9 protein-coding genes are annotated in these 16,376 nt (G+C 62.8%); 7 read left to right on the top strand and 2 right to left on the bottom strand.

Translation table 11 applies throughout. The annotated features are described in order from the left end of the window. The first annotated feature begins 76 nt into the window (after positions 1-76). From AC1DLV_RS27265 to AC1DLV_RS27240, 6 genes are all read left to right on the top strand, one after another. Positions 77-1,996 (top strand): autotransporter assembly complex protein TamA, encoded by a 1,920-nt coding sequence (locus AC1DLV_RS27265; RefSeq protein ID WP_476836298.1) that lies wholly within the window; start codon positions 77-79, stop codon positions 1,994-1,996. An 11-nt stretch (positions 1,997-2,007) separates the two neighbouring features. Continuing rightward, entirely contained in the window at positions 2,008-6,174 is a 4,167-nt protein-coding gene (locus tag AC1DLV_RS27260) for a translocation/assembly module TamB domain-containing protein (protein WP_476803166.1), read from the top strand. 267 nt (positions 6,175-6,441) lie between these two features. Further along, on the top strand, positions 6,442-8,094 hold the full coding sequence (locus AC1DLV_RS27255; protein ID WP_476803165.1) for an ABC transporter substrate-binding protein: 1,653 nt from the start codon (positions 6,442-6,444) through the stop codon (positions 8,092-8,094). Positions 8,095-8,195: 101 nt separating this feature from the next. Next, positions 8,196-9,230: an ABC transporter permease gene (locus AC1DLV_RS27250; RefSeq protein WP_476803164.1), complete on the top strand. Its 1,035-nt coding sequence runs from the start codon at positions 8,196-8,198 to the stop codon at positions 9,228-9,230. A gap of 12 nt (positions 9,231-9,242) precedes the next feature. Next, the gene (locus tag AC1DLV_RS27245; RefSeq protein ID WP_476803163.1) at positions 9,243-10,400 is read left to right on the top strand and encodes an ABC transporter permease; all 1,158 of its coding nucleotides are present in this window, start codon (positions 9,243-9,245) and stop codon (positions 10,398-10,400) included. Positions 10,401-10,411: 11 nt separating this feature from the next. Beyond that, a complete protein-coding gene (locus AC1DLV_RS27240) occupies positions 10,412-12,541 on the top strand; it encodes a dipeptide ABC transporter ATP-binding protein (RefSeq protein ID WP_476836297.1) in 2,130 nt (709 codons plus the stop codon). 31 nt (positions 12,542-12,572) lie between these two features. Here the strand turns inward: AC1DLV_RS27240 and AC1DLV_RS27235 are convergent, their stop codons facing one another. Next, positions 12,573-13,397 (bottom strand): arginase family protein, encoded by an 825-nt coding sequence (locus AC1DLV_RS27235; RefSeq protein ID WP_476803193.1) that lies wholly within the window; start codon positions 13,395-13,397, stop codon positions 12,573-12,575. Between the two features lie 232 nt (positions 13,398-13,629). Continuing rightward, positions 13,630-14,595, bottom strand: coding sequence for an aldo/keto reductase (locus tag AC1DLV_RS27230; RefSeq protein ID WP_476803161.1), 966 nt, complete (start codon positions 14,593-14,595; stop codon positions 13,630-13,632). Between the two features lie 137 nt (positions 14,596-14,732). On the opposite strand from AC1DLV_RS27230, the gene AC1DLV_RS27225 reads away from it, so the two are divergent. After that, entirely contained in the window at positions 14,733-15,617 is an 885-nt protein-coding gene (locus AC1DLV_RS27225) for an AraC family transcriptional regulator (RefSeq protein WP_476803160.1), read from the top strand. The last annotated feature ends 759 nt before the right edge of the window (positions 15,618-16,376 follow it).

The raw sequence follows: 16,376 nt of genomic DNA, 5'->3' as shown, positions 1-16,376 counted from the left end.
CTGCTTTACGAAAAGCCATAAACTTCATTCCAATTTTAGGATTGGGAGTTACCTTGGCTTGATGTTTTTGCGGCGTATGCGTGGATTCGACAGATCAGCCACCGCCCGCGCGCTTCCGCGCGCGGCGATGGCTGTGCTGTTGTCGACGACAATTCTCGCCGTTGAAACGCACAAGGCATCGGCCTTCGAGATCTTCGGCATCAGGCTGTGGGGCTCGGCCAAGGAAGAAGATACCGACATCGTCGACCCGCTCGACTATGCCGTCACTTTCGAGGTCATTGGCGCCGACGACGATTTGCGCTCCGCACTCGAAAAGGCCTCGCTGCTCAAGGGCGAGGAAGATCGTCCGGTTTCCGGCTCGCTCGGCCTGCTCGCCAAGGCGCGCAACGACCGCGAGCGCCTGGTCGCGGCCCTGTTTTCCAAGGCGCGCTATGACGGCGTGGTCAAGATCACCATTGCCGGCACGTCGCTCGACGACCTCGCACCTGATGCCGTCTTCAACGGTCCGCAGCCGATCCCGGTGACGGTCACCATCCAGCCTGGGTCGATGTTCACGCTCGGCGACGTCGTGCTCAAGGGGGATGCCGCCAATATCAGGGGCGCCGATTTCGGCCTGATCGCGGGCGGCAATGCCAGCTCGGACGCGATTTTGAAGGCGGAGGCTCAGATCGTCCGGGCGCTCAAGGAAGAGGGCCGGCCACTCGCAAAGGTGACGAGCCGCACCATCGTCGCCGACCATGCGACAACCACGCTCGACGTCACGCTCGATGTCGCCGCTGGCCCGATCGCGGGTTATGGCGCAACGACGGTCGAAGGCACCGAGGCCGTCGACCGCGACTTTACTGTTTACATGACCGGGCTCGAACGCGGCCGTCGCTATTCGCCCAAGGAGATCGACGACGCGCGCAGCAGGCTTTTGGCGCTCGAGGTGTTCAGCTCGGTGTCGATCAACGAAGCGCTTGCGCTCGACCCGACCGGCGAGATCCCCATCGACGTCCACGTCAGCGAACGCAAGATGCGTTATTTCGGCGCCGGCGCCACCTATTCCACCACCGAAGGCGCGGGTCTCGAAGGCTATTGGGGCCACCGCAACCTGTTTGGCCATGCCGAAAAGCTTAGGATCGGTGGCTCGATCGGTCGCATCGGCGACACTATGGAGCTCAGCAAGCTCAACTACAATGCCGGCATCATGTTCGAAAAGCCCGGTGTCATCGGGCCGGCCTCGAAGTTCTTCTCCGCCGCCAAGGTGTCGTTCGAACATCCCGACGCCTACAATATCTTTTCAGTCAAGGGCAACGCCGGCGTTGCTTACGAGCTGACCAAGCAGCAGTCGGTTTCGGCCGAGCTGGCCGTCGAATATTCCGACATCGAAGACGCACTCAATCCCGAGGGCAAGCGTTACCTGCTGATCTCGACGCCGCTGCAATATGCCTATGACAATCGCGACGACAAGCTGAACCCGACGCGCGGCTTCCGCGCGCTGGCTTATGCCGAGCCGACCTACGATGCGCTCAACAGCAATGCCTTCGTCAAGCTCAGGGCCGAGGGCTCGACCTATTATGGGCTGGGCGCCAACAACCGCTTTATACTCGCTGGCCGCGTCGCTCTCGGATCGATCCTCGGTGCTGCACTCGACGACGTTCCTGCCAACCGGCGCTTCTATGCAGGCGGCGGCGGCTCGGTGCGCGGTTACTCCTATCAGGGCATAGGCCCGCATCTCAACGGCCAGCCCACCGGCGGCCTGTCATATGCCGAGACCTCGGTCGAAATCCGCTACGCGCTCAACGACAAGATCGGCATCGTGCCGTTCGTCGACGCGGGCACCGTCTCGACCGACCAAATCCCTGACTTCTCCAACATGCAGGTGGGTGCTGGCATCGGCGTCCGCTACCTCACGCCCTTCGGCCCGCTGCGCGTCGACGTGGCAGTGCCGCTCAATCCCGAACCTGGCGATCCGAACTACGGCATCTATGCCGGCATCGGCCAGGCGTTCTGACAGCGATGGTCATGCTGAAGAAAATCCTGCGCATCCTCCGCATCGCGGTCCTGGTGGTTTTGGCCTTCGTCGTCGGTGCCACCGCCGTCTTCACGCTGACGTCCAAGGGCCGCGAAAATCTTGCCGGGCTGATTTCGTCAGTTGCCTCCACCGACGATCAGAAGATCAAGTTGAGCGGGTTGAACGGCATCTGGTCGGGCAATCTCAGGCTCGACAATGTGGTGATCGAAGACCGCCAGGGCGCATGGCTCGCCTTGCGTGGCGTTTCGATCGACTGGTCGCCTTTGGCGCTGTTTTCGCGCACCTTCCGCGCCGACAGGGTCGCGGTCGATCGCATCGAGGTCGCGCGGCTGCCTGCCGGGGGCGCCAAGAAGCAGAGCAGCAGCAGCGGTTTTTCGCTGCCGGTCTCAGTTGACGTCAAACAAATCGACCTGCCCGAAATCGCGCTTGGCGAGGCGCTCGCGGGTACCGGCATCGCCGAACTTGCCGCCAAGGGCATGTTGCGCGCCGACCGTTCGCCGCTCGGCATCGAAACCAAGCTCAACATCCAGCGCAACGACGGCAAGGAAGGTGTTGTCGATGCCGACATCGCGTTTGCCCCGGCCGACAATCGCATCGCGCTGAACATCCGTGCCGCCGAGCCTGCGGGTGGCATCATCGCCAACATCCTGAAGCTGCCAAACCAACCTGCCGTCGAGCTGGTGGTGTCGGGCGAGGGGCCCGCCGCCAACTGGAGCGGCAACGGCACGTTTGCCGTCGACGGCAAGGTCGTCACCCGCATTTCCGGCACGCATCAGCTGACCGACCAAGGCAACGTCATATCAGCCAAGGGCGACGGGGCTTTCGAGGATTTCGTTCCGGCGATGCTCAAGCCGCTTTTGGCCGGCAACACCACCTTCGACGTCGCCGGTACCAGGACGACCACGGGCGGCATCGACATCGAACGCGCGACGGTTGCCAGTAGCGCCTTGACCGCAACTGCCGCCGGCTCGCTCAACCCTGAAGGGGCCGCCGATCTGTCGCTCGACGTCAAGGCCAACAGCGCGCCCATCGTGCTCAGCCTCGGCAGCGACGCCCAGCCAGTCACTGTCGCCATCAATGCCGCCAGCTTGCGTGCACTAGGCGACGGCAAGGCCCCAGCCGTCGATTTCAGCGCTTCGCTGGTCTCGGTCATCGCCGGCAACACCGAGCTGCGCGACATCGTGGCATCAGCTCATTCCGATGCCTTCGACATCGCCGGGCGCAGCGGCCCGGTGGCGATCAAGCTGGGCGTGGCAGAACTCAAGACCGATGTCGCGACACTCGCGCCACTGGTCGCCGGCGGGGTGACGGTCGACATGGCGGGTTCGATCAGCAAGACCCAAATCGTCGTCGACGAGGGCACCATCCGCAGCGATGCGCTCAACGGCCAGATGAGCGCCAAGGTCAATCTGGCCGATCTCGCGCTGGAACTCGGGCTCAAGGCCGACGTGCTGTCGAGCGCGCTGCCGGCTGGGGTGCGCATTGCACTCGCCGAGCGGACGCAGTTTTCGGCAACCGCAAGCCGCGACGCTGAAGGCGCGTTCGCCGCCAATGCCATCGAACTCACCTCAGGCGCGTTGAAGGCGCAAGGGACGGCGCGCGTGAAGGGCAGCGAGATCGACGCCGATCTCAAGGGCTCCTTCGCCGACGTCTCGTTGCTGTCCAAGCAAGCCAAGGGCGCCATCGATTTCGCGCTTACCGCCAAGGGCGCGCGCACCGCGCCTGACGTGTCGCTTACCGTCACCAGCGACCGCATCGAAGCGGCGGCGCGCGAGATCACCGGGCTCAACCTGACAGCAACCGGCAAGGTCGATCCGGCAAATCCGGCTGCCAATGTCGCGCTCACCGGCAACGTCGCGGGCCAGCCGTTGCAGGGCAATGCCGTACTGCGGACGGCCGACGGGACGCGCGAGATCAAGGGCCTGTCGCTGTCGCTGGGTCAAAACAAGCTTTCCGGCGATCTCGTCCTCGACCAGGGTTTCGTGCCGCTCGGCACGATCACCATCGACATGCCCGACATCGGCCCGCTTGCGGCATTGGCGCTCGAAACCGCCGAAGGCGACGTACGCGGCGAGATCAATTTCACCCGCAGCGGCGACGTGCCCCAGGTCACCGTCAACGCGACCACCGGCTCGCTCAAGCGCGGCGATCTCGCCGCCAATGACGTCGCGATCAACGCCGACATCCTGAACTATCTCAAGGCACCGGCGATCTCTGGCACGATCAAGGCCAAGTCGGTAACCTCCGGCAAGACCGTCATCTCGGGCATCGCTGTCGATCTCAAGCGCGACGGCGAGTGGACGGGCTTCTCCGGTGGCGCCACCGTTGCCGACATTCCGGCAAAGGCCGCCGGCCGCGTCAAGCTGGCGGGCGGTGTGACGACCATCGAGCTTGCCTCGGGTGAGGCGACGATGCGCGGAATTCGCGCTGCGCTCGCCCGGCCGACCACGGTTTCGATTGCGGGCGGCACAACGACGCTCGACCGACTGGCGCTGAATCTCGGCGGCGGCACCGCAACCATTTCCGGCACCGCCGGTTCGACCCTCAACCTCGACGCGACGCTTGCCAATGTGCCGGCATCGCTCGCCAACTCGTTCTCGCCAGGTCTCGGCGCCGCCGGTTCGATCTCGGGCACGGTCAAGGTCTCGGGTGCGGCGGCGAACCCGACTGTCGGCTACGACCTCAACGTTGCGGGCGCTGCAACCTCGCAGACCACCGGGGCTGGTTTCGGCCCCATGAATATCGGCTCCACCGGCACCTTTGCCGGCGGCCGGCTCACCTTCCAGTCGACCATCGGCGACGGATCGGGCCTGGCGCTCAAGGGCGGCGGCACAGTCGTCACCAATGCACCGGTCACACTCGATCTCAATTTCGCTGGTCCAGTGCCGTTTTCCTTCCTCACCCGCACGCTTGCGGCCCAGGGCATGGCGCTGACCGGCTCAGCCGACGTCAACGTCCAGGTGCGCGGCCCCGCCACAGCGCCTGTCATCGGCGGCAGCGTGCGTGCATCCGGCTCGCGGCTTTTGATGGCGCAGTCGGGCATTGCCATCAACGACATCAATCTCGACGTCGGCATCGCCGCCGGCGTTGCCCGCATCAACAGGCTCACCGGGACCCTTTCCACGGGCGGCCAGCTTACGGCCAGCGGTACGGTCGGCACCGACGCTGCCAAGGGCTTTCCGGCCGATGTCACCATCAAGCTGACCGACGGACGTTATACCGATGGTCGCGTGGTCACCGCCAATCTTGGCGGCGACATCGCCATCAGGGGACCGCTGACCTCGGCCCCTGTGCTTTCAGGCACCATCAATCTTGCACGAACGGTCATCAGCATTCCCGAAAAGTTCCCGGGTTCGCTGACCGCCGTCGACGTCAAGCACAAGAACGCTCCCAAGGCCGTTGTGGCGCAGCAAGAAGCGATGCGTCCGCCGACCCAGGCCAGCGGCGGCACCGGAGCCTTGACGCTCGACGTCACGATCAATGCGCCCAGCCAGATATTCGTCCAGGGCCGTGGCCTCGACGCCGAACTCGGCGGCACGCTGCGCCTGTCGGGTTCGTCCGCCGCTCCACAGGCCGTCGGTGAGTTCACGCTTAAGCGTGGCCGGCTTTCCATCCTGGGCAAGCGGCTCAACTTCACCAGAGGTTCAGTCGGATTCTCCGGTTCGCTGGTACCGACGATCAATTTCGCCGCCGAGACCACCGCCGGCGACGCGACCGTCACCATCACCGTCTCCGGTGAGGCCAACAACCCGAAATTTTCCTTCTCTTCGGTGCCAGCCCTGCCGGAAGACGAAGTGCTGGCGCGACTGATCTTTGGCCGTTCGATGTCGAACCTGTCGCCCCTGCAGATCGCCCAGCTGGCCGACGCGGCTGCCCAGATGGCCGGGATCGGCGGCTCCACCTCGCTGCTGTCGAGCCTGCGCGCGACACTTGGCGTCGATGATCTCGACATCAGGACCAACGACAAGGGCGACACTTCAGTTGCAGTCGGCAAGTATCTGAACGACCGCACCTATTTGTCACTCGAGGCCGGCGACAAGCCGGGTTCGGGCAAGGCCACCATCGACCTCAATGTCGGCCGTGGCGTCAAACTGCGTGGCCAGGCCACCGACACCGGCGAAGCCAAGGGCGGCATCTTCTACGAACGCGAATATTGAGCCGGCTGGCAGCCGGTTCTGACATCGTCAGCAAAGTGTCGTGGCACTGTCGTTGATTGTTGGAACGCCGGTAAATTAGCAAAGACGAAGATTCCAGCGAATCCGGCGCGCATTACCATTTTTGCGCCAACTTTGTCGCTATCGCGCGAACTGCACCCCTCCCAAAATTGCAGACTTGGTTACGGGAACGACGACATCCAACCGTTTTGACAACGGGAAATGGATGCGGAATGGTAACGTTACAGGCCACTTCAATGGGAGACGGAAATGACATTCTACAAGAGCAACTCAGATCTTGTTCCCAGCCACATCCGTGAGCTGGCGAGTGCTGTCGTCGATGGCAAGATGGACCGTCGCGAGTTCCTCGCGATGGCAACCACCTTCGGCGCTTCCGCCGCCATGGCCTATGGTATGATCGGGCTTTCCATGCCGACCGAGGCGCTGGCGCAGGAAACGCCGACCAAGGGCGGCATCCTGAAAGTCGCGCAGTGGATCAAGGATCCCAAGGATCCGCGCAAAGCGGACTGGTCCGAAATCGCCAACGCCCAGCGCCAGGCCATCGAGCCGCTGGTCAAATACACCGACAAATACACCTTCGAGCCCTATCTGCTCGCCAGCTGGGAAGTGAACGACGACGCCACCGAATATGTCCTGCACGTCCGTCCCGGCGTGACCTGGAGCAATGGCGATCCGTTCAACGCCGACGATGTGATCTTCAATTTCACCCGCTGGGGCGACAAGAGTGCCGAGGGCAATTCGATGCCCGGCCGCCTCGGCTCGCTGATGGACGAAAAGACCGGCAAGCTGCGCGAAGGCTCGGTCGAGAAGGTCGACGACATGACGGTCAAGCTCAAGCTGACCTCGTCTGATATCGCCATCATCCCGAACCTGACCGATTATCCCGGTCTCATCGTGCACAAGTCCTTCGACGAGAAGGGCGGCGACTTCAAAGCCTGCCCGATCGGTACCGGCCCGTTCGAGCTCGTTTCCTACGATGTCGGCCAGAAGGTGGTCTACAAGCGCCGCGAAGACAACAAGTGGTGGAATGGCGAGGTCTATCTCGACGGTGTCGAGCTGATCGACTACGGCACCGATCCAGCCGCCATGGTCAGCGCCTTCGAGGCCAACGAAGTCCACACCAACTTCGAAACCTCGGCCGACTATGTCTCGATCCTCGATGGCCTTGGCCTGGTGAAGTCGGAAGTCGTCACCGCAGCAACCATCGTTGCGCGCACCAACGTTGCCAACAAGCCTTACGACAATCAGAAGGTGCGTCAGGCACTGCACAAGGCTGTCGACAACGCGGTGGTGCTGCAGCTTGGCTATGGCAATGCCGGCACACCGGCCGAAAACCACCACGTCGCGCCGATCCATCCGGAATATTTCGAGCTGCCCAAGCAGGTCCGCGACATTGCCGCTGCCAAGGCTATGATGGCCGAAGCCGGCCAGGCCGACTTCGAACACGAGCTGATCACCGTCGATGAGGACTGGCACAAGAACACCGGCGATGCGATCGCCGCTCAGCTGCGCGAGGCCGGCATCAAGGTCAAGCGCACCGTTCTGCCGGGTTCGACCTTCTGGAACGACTGGACCAAGTACCCGTTCTCGATGACCAACTGGAACATGCGTCCGCTCGGCGTGCAGGTTCTGGCACTTGCCTACCGCACCGGCGAGGCATGGAACGAGAGCGCATGGTCCAACCCTGAGTGGGACAAGAAGCTCAACGCCGCGCTTGCCGTTGCCGACGTCGAAAAGCGCAAGGAAATGATGAAGGACATCGAGCAGATCCTGCAGGATGCCGGCATCATCATCCAACCCTACTGGCGCAAGCTCTACAACCACTCGGTCGCTGCCGTCCAAGGTGGGGGCATGCACCCGACCTTCGAACACGACTACGGCAAGGTCTGGCTCAAGGCGTGAGCCTGGGCTGCAAATCGGGGAGGGGCGCTGTGCGCCTCTCCCACCTTTCGCAAGAGGGTTGATCGCCACGGACCCCAAACCCACAAAGGCAGGGGACGCCAATGCTATCTTTCATAACGCGCCGTCTCGGCACCATGGCACTAACCATGCTGTGCCTGACACTTGTGGTGTTCTTCCTCATCAATCTCGAGCCTAACCTGAGGAAGCTGGCGATCAGCCAGACCGAGATGCGCACCACGTCCGACCAGCTCGAAAGCTGGCTCCAGCGCAACGGCTACCGCCAGAATTTCTTCATCCGATACGGCCAGTGGCTCGGCGTTGTCCAAAAGCAACCCAACATCGATCCGGCCACCGGCCAGGCTGTACCGCGCTTCCGATTCTGCAACGAGGCCGCCGTGCCGACCTATTCCGGCATCCTGCAGGGCGATTTCGGCTGTTCGACCAAGTTCAAGACGCCCGTCGCGACAAAGCTGTTTCCCGCACTCGGCGCCACCGGCATCCTGATGTTCTGGGTGCTCGTAACCATGGTGCCGATAGCATTGCTCATTGGCATCCTCGCCGGCATGCGCGAGGGCTCGCGCACTGACCGGACCTTGTCCATCGCCTCGATCGCAACGACCGCCACGCCTGAATATGTCTCCGGCGTCATCTTCACCGTTATCTTCGCCTCGTGGCTCGGCTGGTTGAACGGCTCGGCGGCTTCCGCCAGCCAGGGCATCACCTTCTACAACTTCACGCTGCCCGTCATGACGCTCGCCATCTACGGCATCGGCTACATCGCCCGCATGACACGCGCCTCGATGGTCGAGGTGATGACCCAGCAATATATCCGCACCGCACGGCTCAAGGGCCTGAGTTTCGGCAGTGTGGTGGTCAAGCACGCGCTGCGCAACGCGCTCATCGCACCGTTCACAGTCATCATGCTGCAGTTCCCGTGGCTGCTCACCGGTGTCGTCATCGTCGAGGTGATGTTCCGCTACCAGGGCTTCGGCTACACGCTGGTCGAAGCCGCCGGCAATAACGACATCGACCTTCTGCTTGGCTGTTCGCTGGTCTCCGTCTTCATCGTGCTGATCACCCAGCTGATCTCCGATGTCGGCTACGCCTACCTCAATCCACGCATCCGCGTTCAGTAGGGAGACGGCCGCATGCAGATCGAATATATCGGCGCCTTCCAGACGTTCCTTGGCGTGCTCGCCCGCTTCTGGCCGGTGTGGCTGGCCATGGCCATCGTGCTGATCACAAGCTTCAAATTCCGCAAGCATCTCGGTCTATACGGACAGCTCTACGATTCCGGCGTCGGCATAGCAGGCGTCGCGATCTGCTTTTTCTGGCTGTTCACCGCGATCTTCGCGGCCAAGGTCGCGCCGTTTGATCCGCTCGCCCAGATCCCGATCATGAAAGACGCGCTGCCCGGCGCCATCGAGCCGGCGTCCAGGCAGATCTACCTGTTTGGCGGCGACAAGCTAGCTCGCGACGTCTTCTCGCGCATGGTCTTCGGCAGCCAGATCGTGCTGATCATCGCGCCGGCGGCCACCGCCTTTGCGCTGATGGTCGGCATCACGCTCGGCCTGCCGGCGGGCTATTACGGCGGGCGCATCGACTCCTTCCTGTCGTTCCTCGCCAATCTCGTGCTCGCCTTCCCGGTGATCCTTCTGTTCTACCTGCTGGTCACTCCCGGCATCATGGACACGCCGATCCCCTACGCCATGGCGGGCGTGTTCTTCCTGTTTCCGATCATCTTCTTTTCGGTGCTGTTTTACACCCGCTTCAAGAGCCGGCCCGAGCGCATCTACCTGCTGCTTGGGCTGACGCTTCTGATCGGCGGCTGGGTCTATGCCGGGCTGGTCTTCAATGCCGATCCGCTCGGCATCATCCACATCGACCCCAACCAGCTCAACATCTTCGTCGCCGTCGTCTTCGCCTCCAGCCCTGGTGTGTTCCGCATCGTTCGCGGGCTCACCATGGACATCAAGACCCGCGACTATGTCGCCGCCGCCCAGACGCGCGGCGAGACACCCTGGTACATCATGTTGTGGGAGATCCTGCCCAATGCGCGCGGACCGCTCATCGTCGATGCCTGCCTGCGCATTGGCTACACCACCATCCTGCTCGGCACGCTCGGCTATTTCGGCCTGGGCCTCGCGCCGGAGAGCCCCGACTGGGGCACCGCGATCAAGGACGCCAGCCGCCTGCTGCGCTCCTTCATCCACCCGGCACTGCCGCCGACAATCGCGCTGATGTCCTTCGTGCTCGGCCTCAACCTTCTCGCCGATGCGCTGCGCGAACAATCGATGAAGGACTGAGGGAGATCGTCATGAACGAAGCCGTCAGAACTCCTGCCGAACCCATCCTCGAGATCGAGAACCTCTCTATCTCCTTCTTCACCCGGCGCGGCGAAATCCCCGCGGTGATGGACTTCTCCTGCACCGTCATGCCCGGAGAGGCGATGGGCATCGTCGGCGAAAGCGGCTGCGGCAAGTCGACCGTTTCGCTTGGCATCATGCGCGACCTCTCCAACATCGGCAGGATCGTCGGCGGGCGCATCAAGTTCCAGGGCAAGGACATGGGCGACATGTCCGAGGAGGAGCTGCGCTCCATCCGCGGCAACAAGATCGCCATGATCTACCAGGAGCCGATGGCCAGCCTCAATCCGGCGATGAAGGTCGGCCAGCAGCTGATGGAAGTGCCGATGATCCACGACAAGGTGTCGAAGGACGAGGCCTATAAGCGCGCGCTCGAAATGGTCCACGCCGTCAAGCTGCCGGACCCCGAGCGCATGATGCGCTCCTTCCCGCACCAGCTTTCCGGCGGCCAGCAGCAGCGCATCGTCATCGCCATGGCGTTGCTGTCCAAGCCGGCACTGCTGCTGCTCGACGAGCCGACGACCGCGCTCGACGTCACGGTCGAGGCCGGCATCGTCCAGCTGGTCAAGGGGCTGGGCAAGCAGTTTGGCACCTCGATGATCTTCGTGTCGCACAACCTTGGCCTGATTCTCGAGACCTGCGACCGCATCACGGTGATGTATTCTGGCGAGGCGGTCGAAACCGGCTCGATCAAGGATGTCTTCGACCGTATGCGCCACCCCTATACCCAAGGGCTGTTCCGCTCGATCCCGCTGCCGGGAGCGGACAAGAATTCGCGTCCGCTGGTCGCCATCCCCGGCCAGCTGCCGCTGCCGCATCAGCGCCCCAAGGGCTGCAATTTCGGCCCGCGCTGCCACCACTTCGTCGAAGGCCTGTGCAACGCCGACGAAATCCCGATGATCCCGGTCACTGGCCATGCAGGCCATTTCAGCCGCTGCGTGCGCTTTAACGAGATCGACTGGGCGGCCATGCCGCCAGGTGCCGGCAAAAAGCACGAGAAGGTCGAGCCGGGTGCGCCGGTGCTCAGGATCGACGACCTGAAAAAATACTACCGCGTCGGCGGCAGCGAGGTCTTCGGCTCCAGTGAGGGCAGGGTCGTCAAGGCCAACGAGACCATCAGCTTCCAGGCACGTGAATCCGAAACCGTTGCCATCGTCGGCGAATCCGGCTGTGGAAAGTCGACGCTGGCCAAGGTGCTGCTCGGGCTCGAAACGGCAAGCTCCGGCAAGGTGCTGCTCGGTAACAAGGAAATCCAGTCGACCGGTATCGAGGACCGCGACGTTGCGACGGTGTCTGCTATCCAGATGGTGTTCCAGAACCCGTTCGACACGCTTAATCCGAGCCACTCGGTCGGCTCGCAGATCATCCGCACGCTGGAAAAATTCAAGATCGGCAAGACGGCCGCCGACCGCAAGCAGCGCATGCTGGAGCTTCTCGACCTCGTCAAGCTTCCACGCGCTTTCGCCGAACGCATGCCGCGCCAGCTCTCGGGCGGTCAGAAGCAGCGCATCGGCGTGGCGCGTGCCTTTGCCGGCGAGGCCAAGGTGGTGGTGGCCGACGAGCCGGTGTCGGCACTCGACGTGTCGGTGCAGGCTGCAGTCACCGAGCTTTTGATGGACATCCAGCGCAAGTCGAAGACAACGATGCTGTTCATCAGCCACGATTTGTCGGTGGTGCGCTACATCGCCGACCGCGTGGTGGTCATGTATCTCGGTCATGTCGTGGAACAGGGCACCACCGACCAGATTTTCTCCCCTCCCTACCACCCCTATACGGAAGCGCTGCTCTCAGCGATTCCGATTGCCGATACGTCGGTGGTGAAAAAACACATCGTGCTGGAAGGCGACATTCCCTCGGCGATGAACCCGCCGTCCGGTTGCCCGTTCCAGACGCGCTGCCGCTACAAGTCCCAGGTGCCGGGCAATCTGTGCGAAACCCAGGTGCCGCCGGTGCGCGAGTTTGGCAACGGCCACCAGATCAAGTGCCACCTGCCGCCGAGTGCCTTCGACGCCATGGAGCCGGTCATCAGCATGGGCAAGGGCGCGGCACCAGGGGCGCACGATGTGACGCCGGAGGCGTGAGGGCGGAATTCCGCCCTCGACAGTGTCGGCTTCAACGTCCGGACAGGATCGATCCCAGGGCATCGAGCAGCGGTTCGGGCGAGACGGGCTCACCGCCTGCTGTCCAGGAATTCTGGAACTCGGCAATTTCGATGCCGACGAGCTCATGCTCAGCGAGCACCTTGCAGCAATCCCTCAGGTCATCGAGCGACAATCCGCCCTCATGGACGTAGTCGGTGGGCACGATGCCCGGGTTCAGGACATCGCAATCGAGATGCACGTAGACCGGGCGACCGGCGATCGCCGCGCGCAGACGCGCCGCGAGATCGTCCTTGGGCTTGATGTGCGGGATGCCGTAGTGCTCGATCAGGTCCTGCTCGAAGGGATCGATGTCGCGTTGGCCGACAAGAACGATCTGGTCGAGCCCAAAACCCGCACCGAGACCTGAGTTCCAGAGGCCCGCAGGGGCTGCCAGCGCGAGGCCGCCAAGATAGCCCGTCGCCGAGGCTTCGGGCGTGTTCAGGTCGGCGTGGGAATCGAACCAGACGATGCAGCTAGACGGATGGTGCCTTGCCACCGCCGGCAGCGTTGCGAGTGAAACCGCGCAGCGGCTGGTCGCCGCGATGGAGACGGCGCCGCTTGAAAACACTTCGTTGAGCCGAGCCTGCATCGCCTGCAGTGTAGGCATGGCCGCATCCAGTTCTTCGCGCCAGCCGACGTTCAGAGCGGGTTCCTGTCTGCCGATGATGACAGGTGAGACGCCAGTGCGCTTTGTCAGTGCGTCGCCGATCGCCTTCGCACCGGGCACGGCCAGATCGTTGTGGTCGCCGGCGCGCCCCTGAAACACCGTGTATGCCGTGTTTGTCGCCAAGCCCATCTCCTTGCTGCGGCGCACTGGTGCACCGCCGTCTCGCGGCCCCTGATCTACATTTTCGACCGGGATCGCAAGTTGCAGATGGCCGGATCAATCAAGCCAGCGCCGGCTTCGTGTTTATTGGTAGCGTGGAGAAGTCCTCCACGCCGGTCGCCATTTTGCGCCACGCATCTCGTTGGCACTTCGCGGCGGCACAGAACTTGATCCATCCGTGCCGCCAAGGTGGTCGATTGGCTTACTTCCACTCAGGGATCATGCTGGCGAGGGCATAGCGAGCGCCTGCGGCCCCAGTGGGCAGGATTTCGACGATGCGTGCCAGATCCTCCGATGTAAGCTTGAGCTCAGCTGCGGCGACGTTTTCCTGGAGGCGCTCCTTGCGACGGGTACCGGGGATCGGGACGATGTCGTCGCCCTGCGCCAGCAGCCAGGCGAGCGCCAGCTGCGAGACGGTGGCATTCTTGGACTTCGCCAGCTCGGTCAACTGCGCGACTGCTGCCTTGTTCTTTTCGAAAATGCCGGGCTGCCAGCGCGGGTCGCTGCACCGCATGTCATTTTCGGGATATTCGGCTGCCGGCTTGACTTCGCCGGTCAGGAAACCACGACCGAGGGGGCTGTAGGGGACGAAGCCGATGCCCAGTTCGCGCAGCGTCGGGAAGAGGATCTCGACCTCACGCTCGAACACCGAGTATTCGGTCTGCAGGACGGTGACCGGCTGGACGGCATGGGCACGTCGAATGGTCTCGGGACCGGCCTCGCTCATGCCGAAATACTTGATCTTGCCTTCGGCGATCAGGTCCTTGATGGTGCCGGCGACATCCTCGATCGGCACGTTCGGGTCGACGCGGTGCTGGTACATGATGTCGATCTGCTCGACACCGAGGTAGCGCAGGCTGTTGTCGGTCACTTCGCGAATATGATCCGGGCGGCTGTCGACCCCGTAGTCATGGGTGAAGCCGAACTTGGTCGCGATGACGATCTCGTCGCGGAACCCTTTTACGGCGCGCCCGACGATCTTCTCATTCTCGCCCCAGCCATACAATTCCGCCGTGTCGAAGAAGGTCACGCCCTGGTCGAATGCGTAGCGGATCGTCTCGATGCTCTGCGTCTCATCGCTGTTGCCGTATGCGATGGAAACGCCCATGGCGCCGTAGCCGATTTCCGAAACTTCCGGGCCATTCAGGCCCAATTTGCGCTTCTGCATAGTCGTAAAATTCCTTTCAATCTGGACACGGCTTACCTAAGCGCCGACGTCCGATCCCGCGTGCCGGAAACTCTCGGATTCTTGCCCAATCCTCTTGATGTGTTGCGCCGCGTCCACGCCAGGAGTATCCGATCCGCATGAGCATGATCGATGACCTGAAGCTGCTTGCGTATCCGCACGCCCACGAGCCGAAAACGAGCACGCCGATCGCGCGCTTCGAAATCATGAGGCTGGAGCAGCCGACAGCGCTGCAGCCGGTGCTCTATGACCCCGTCGTCTGCAAGGTCCTTCAGGGTGGCAAGCGGGCCGTCATCGGCAATCGGGTTCTCAATTATGGCGCTGGCGACTACTTCGTGGCCGCAGCCGAGGTGGCAGCCATGGGCCAGATCACCGAGGCGACCCCCGATCGCCCGTTTTTGGCAATCAACCTGTTGCTGGATCCGCACGTCATCGCCGGGGTGCTGCTCGACGCGCCGAAAGGAAAAGAGCCTGCGACACCTGCCGGTTTCGTGGCCACCAGCGCGGACAACCAGATGCTGGATGCATGGCGGCGCATGGTAAGCGTGCTGGACCGCCCGGACGAGATCGCGGTTCTTTCTCCGATGATCGAACGAGAAATCCTGTTCCGCTTGCTTCTGGGGCCGAGCGGGTTCCTTCTCCGGCAGATGACCGGGAGCGAGAACCGCTTGGCCAGCATACGGAAGGCGATGCTGTGGATTCGGTCGCATTTCGCCGAACAAATCCGCGTCGAGGAACTCGCAGCGATCGCAGGCATGAGCCCGTCGGTCTTCCACAAGCACTTCAAGGCGGTGACCGCGTTGTCGCCGATCCAGTATCAAAAGCAGATCAGGTTGCATGAAGCCCGGTCCCGTCTGGCTCAGGCGCCGGTAGACGCTGCTGGCGTGGCGTTTTCGATTGGCTATGAAAGCGCTTCGCAGTTCAGTCGCGAGTACAAACGCCTGTTCGGATCCTCGCCAGCCCAGGACGCCAGGCAGCTGCAGGCCTTGAATTCTCAGGCATAACCGCCCGTTCCAAAACGGGTATGTGCGAAACTTCGACGTTCAACCTGCGCTGAGAGAGCAGCCAGGGGCCGGGGCCACGAGCCGCTCCAATCTGACGGCCTTTGAATGGAACATCATCAAGCCGCTCCTTCGAGGCGATGGCCGGTAGGCCAGAAGGGGCCGAAGGATCGTGGTAGTTGCGATTTTTCCTTCACCGTCAGCTAGGCAGGACGGTCACGGCATGGATCCCGTCGCTGCGCGACCCCCGCACGTCGCTTCGCTCCTGCTCCGCCCGAGGATGACGAAGGCACATAGGCTTTCGGCTAATCTCCAAGGTTGACTGCTGGCAGGCTTTTAGGTTGGCACTGGCAGGAAGTTCTGGGCAACTGCAGAGCAATACGGAAACAAGAGCCGGAAGCTTTCTGCCAATCGCTGACGTCGACGATGAGCTGCGAGCCCCATGCCTTCGTCATCCTCGGGCGGAGCAGGAGCGAAGCGACGTGCGGGGGTCGCGCAACGACGGGATCCATGCCGTGACGTGGCAACTGCCGCAGCGGTCCAGAACCCGCGAGCAGCTACGCCCAGTTGTCACCATCTGTCAGCAACCACCGTGGATAGCCGCGCCTGTTTCTCCACGCCCTGAAAACCTGCCGTATCATTATCTCGCGATCTTCCACGGGACCCCGGTGCGCACCGGGCTCGGGGGGAAGCGCCGGTGCCGGGCTGGTGGGAGGTCGGTTCTCCTGCTGGGTGATGAGCCCCCAAGCCCGGGCCTTGCGG

Source organism: Aminobacter sp. 01T433, assembly GCF_056398585.1.
The sequence above is the reverse complement of the archived record's forward strand: the minus strand, read 5'-3'. Positions and strand labels throughout refer to the sequence as shown.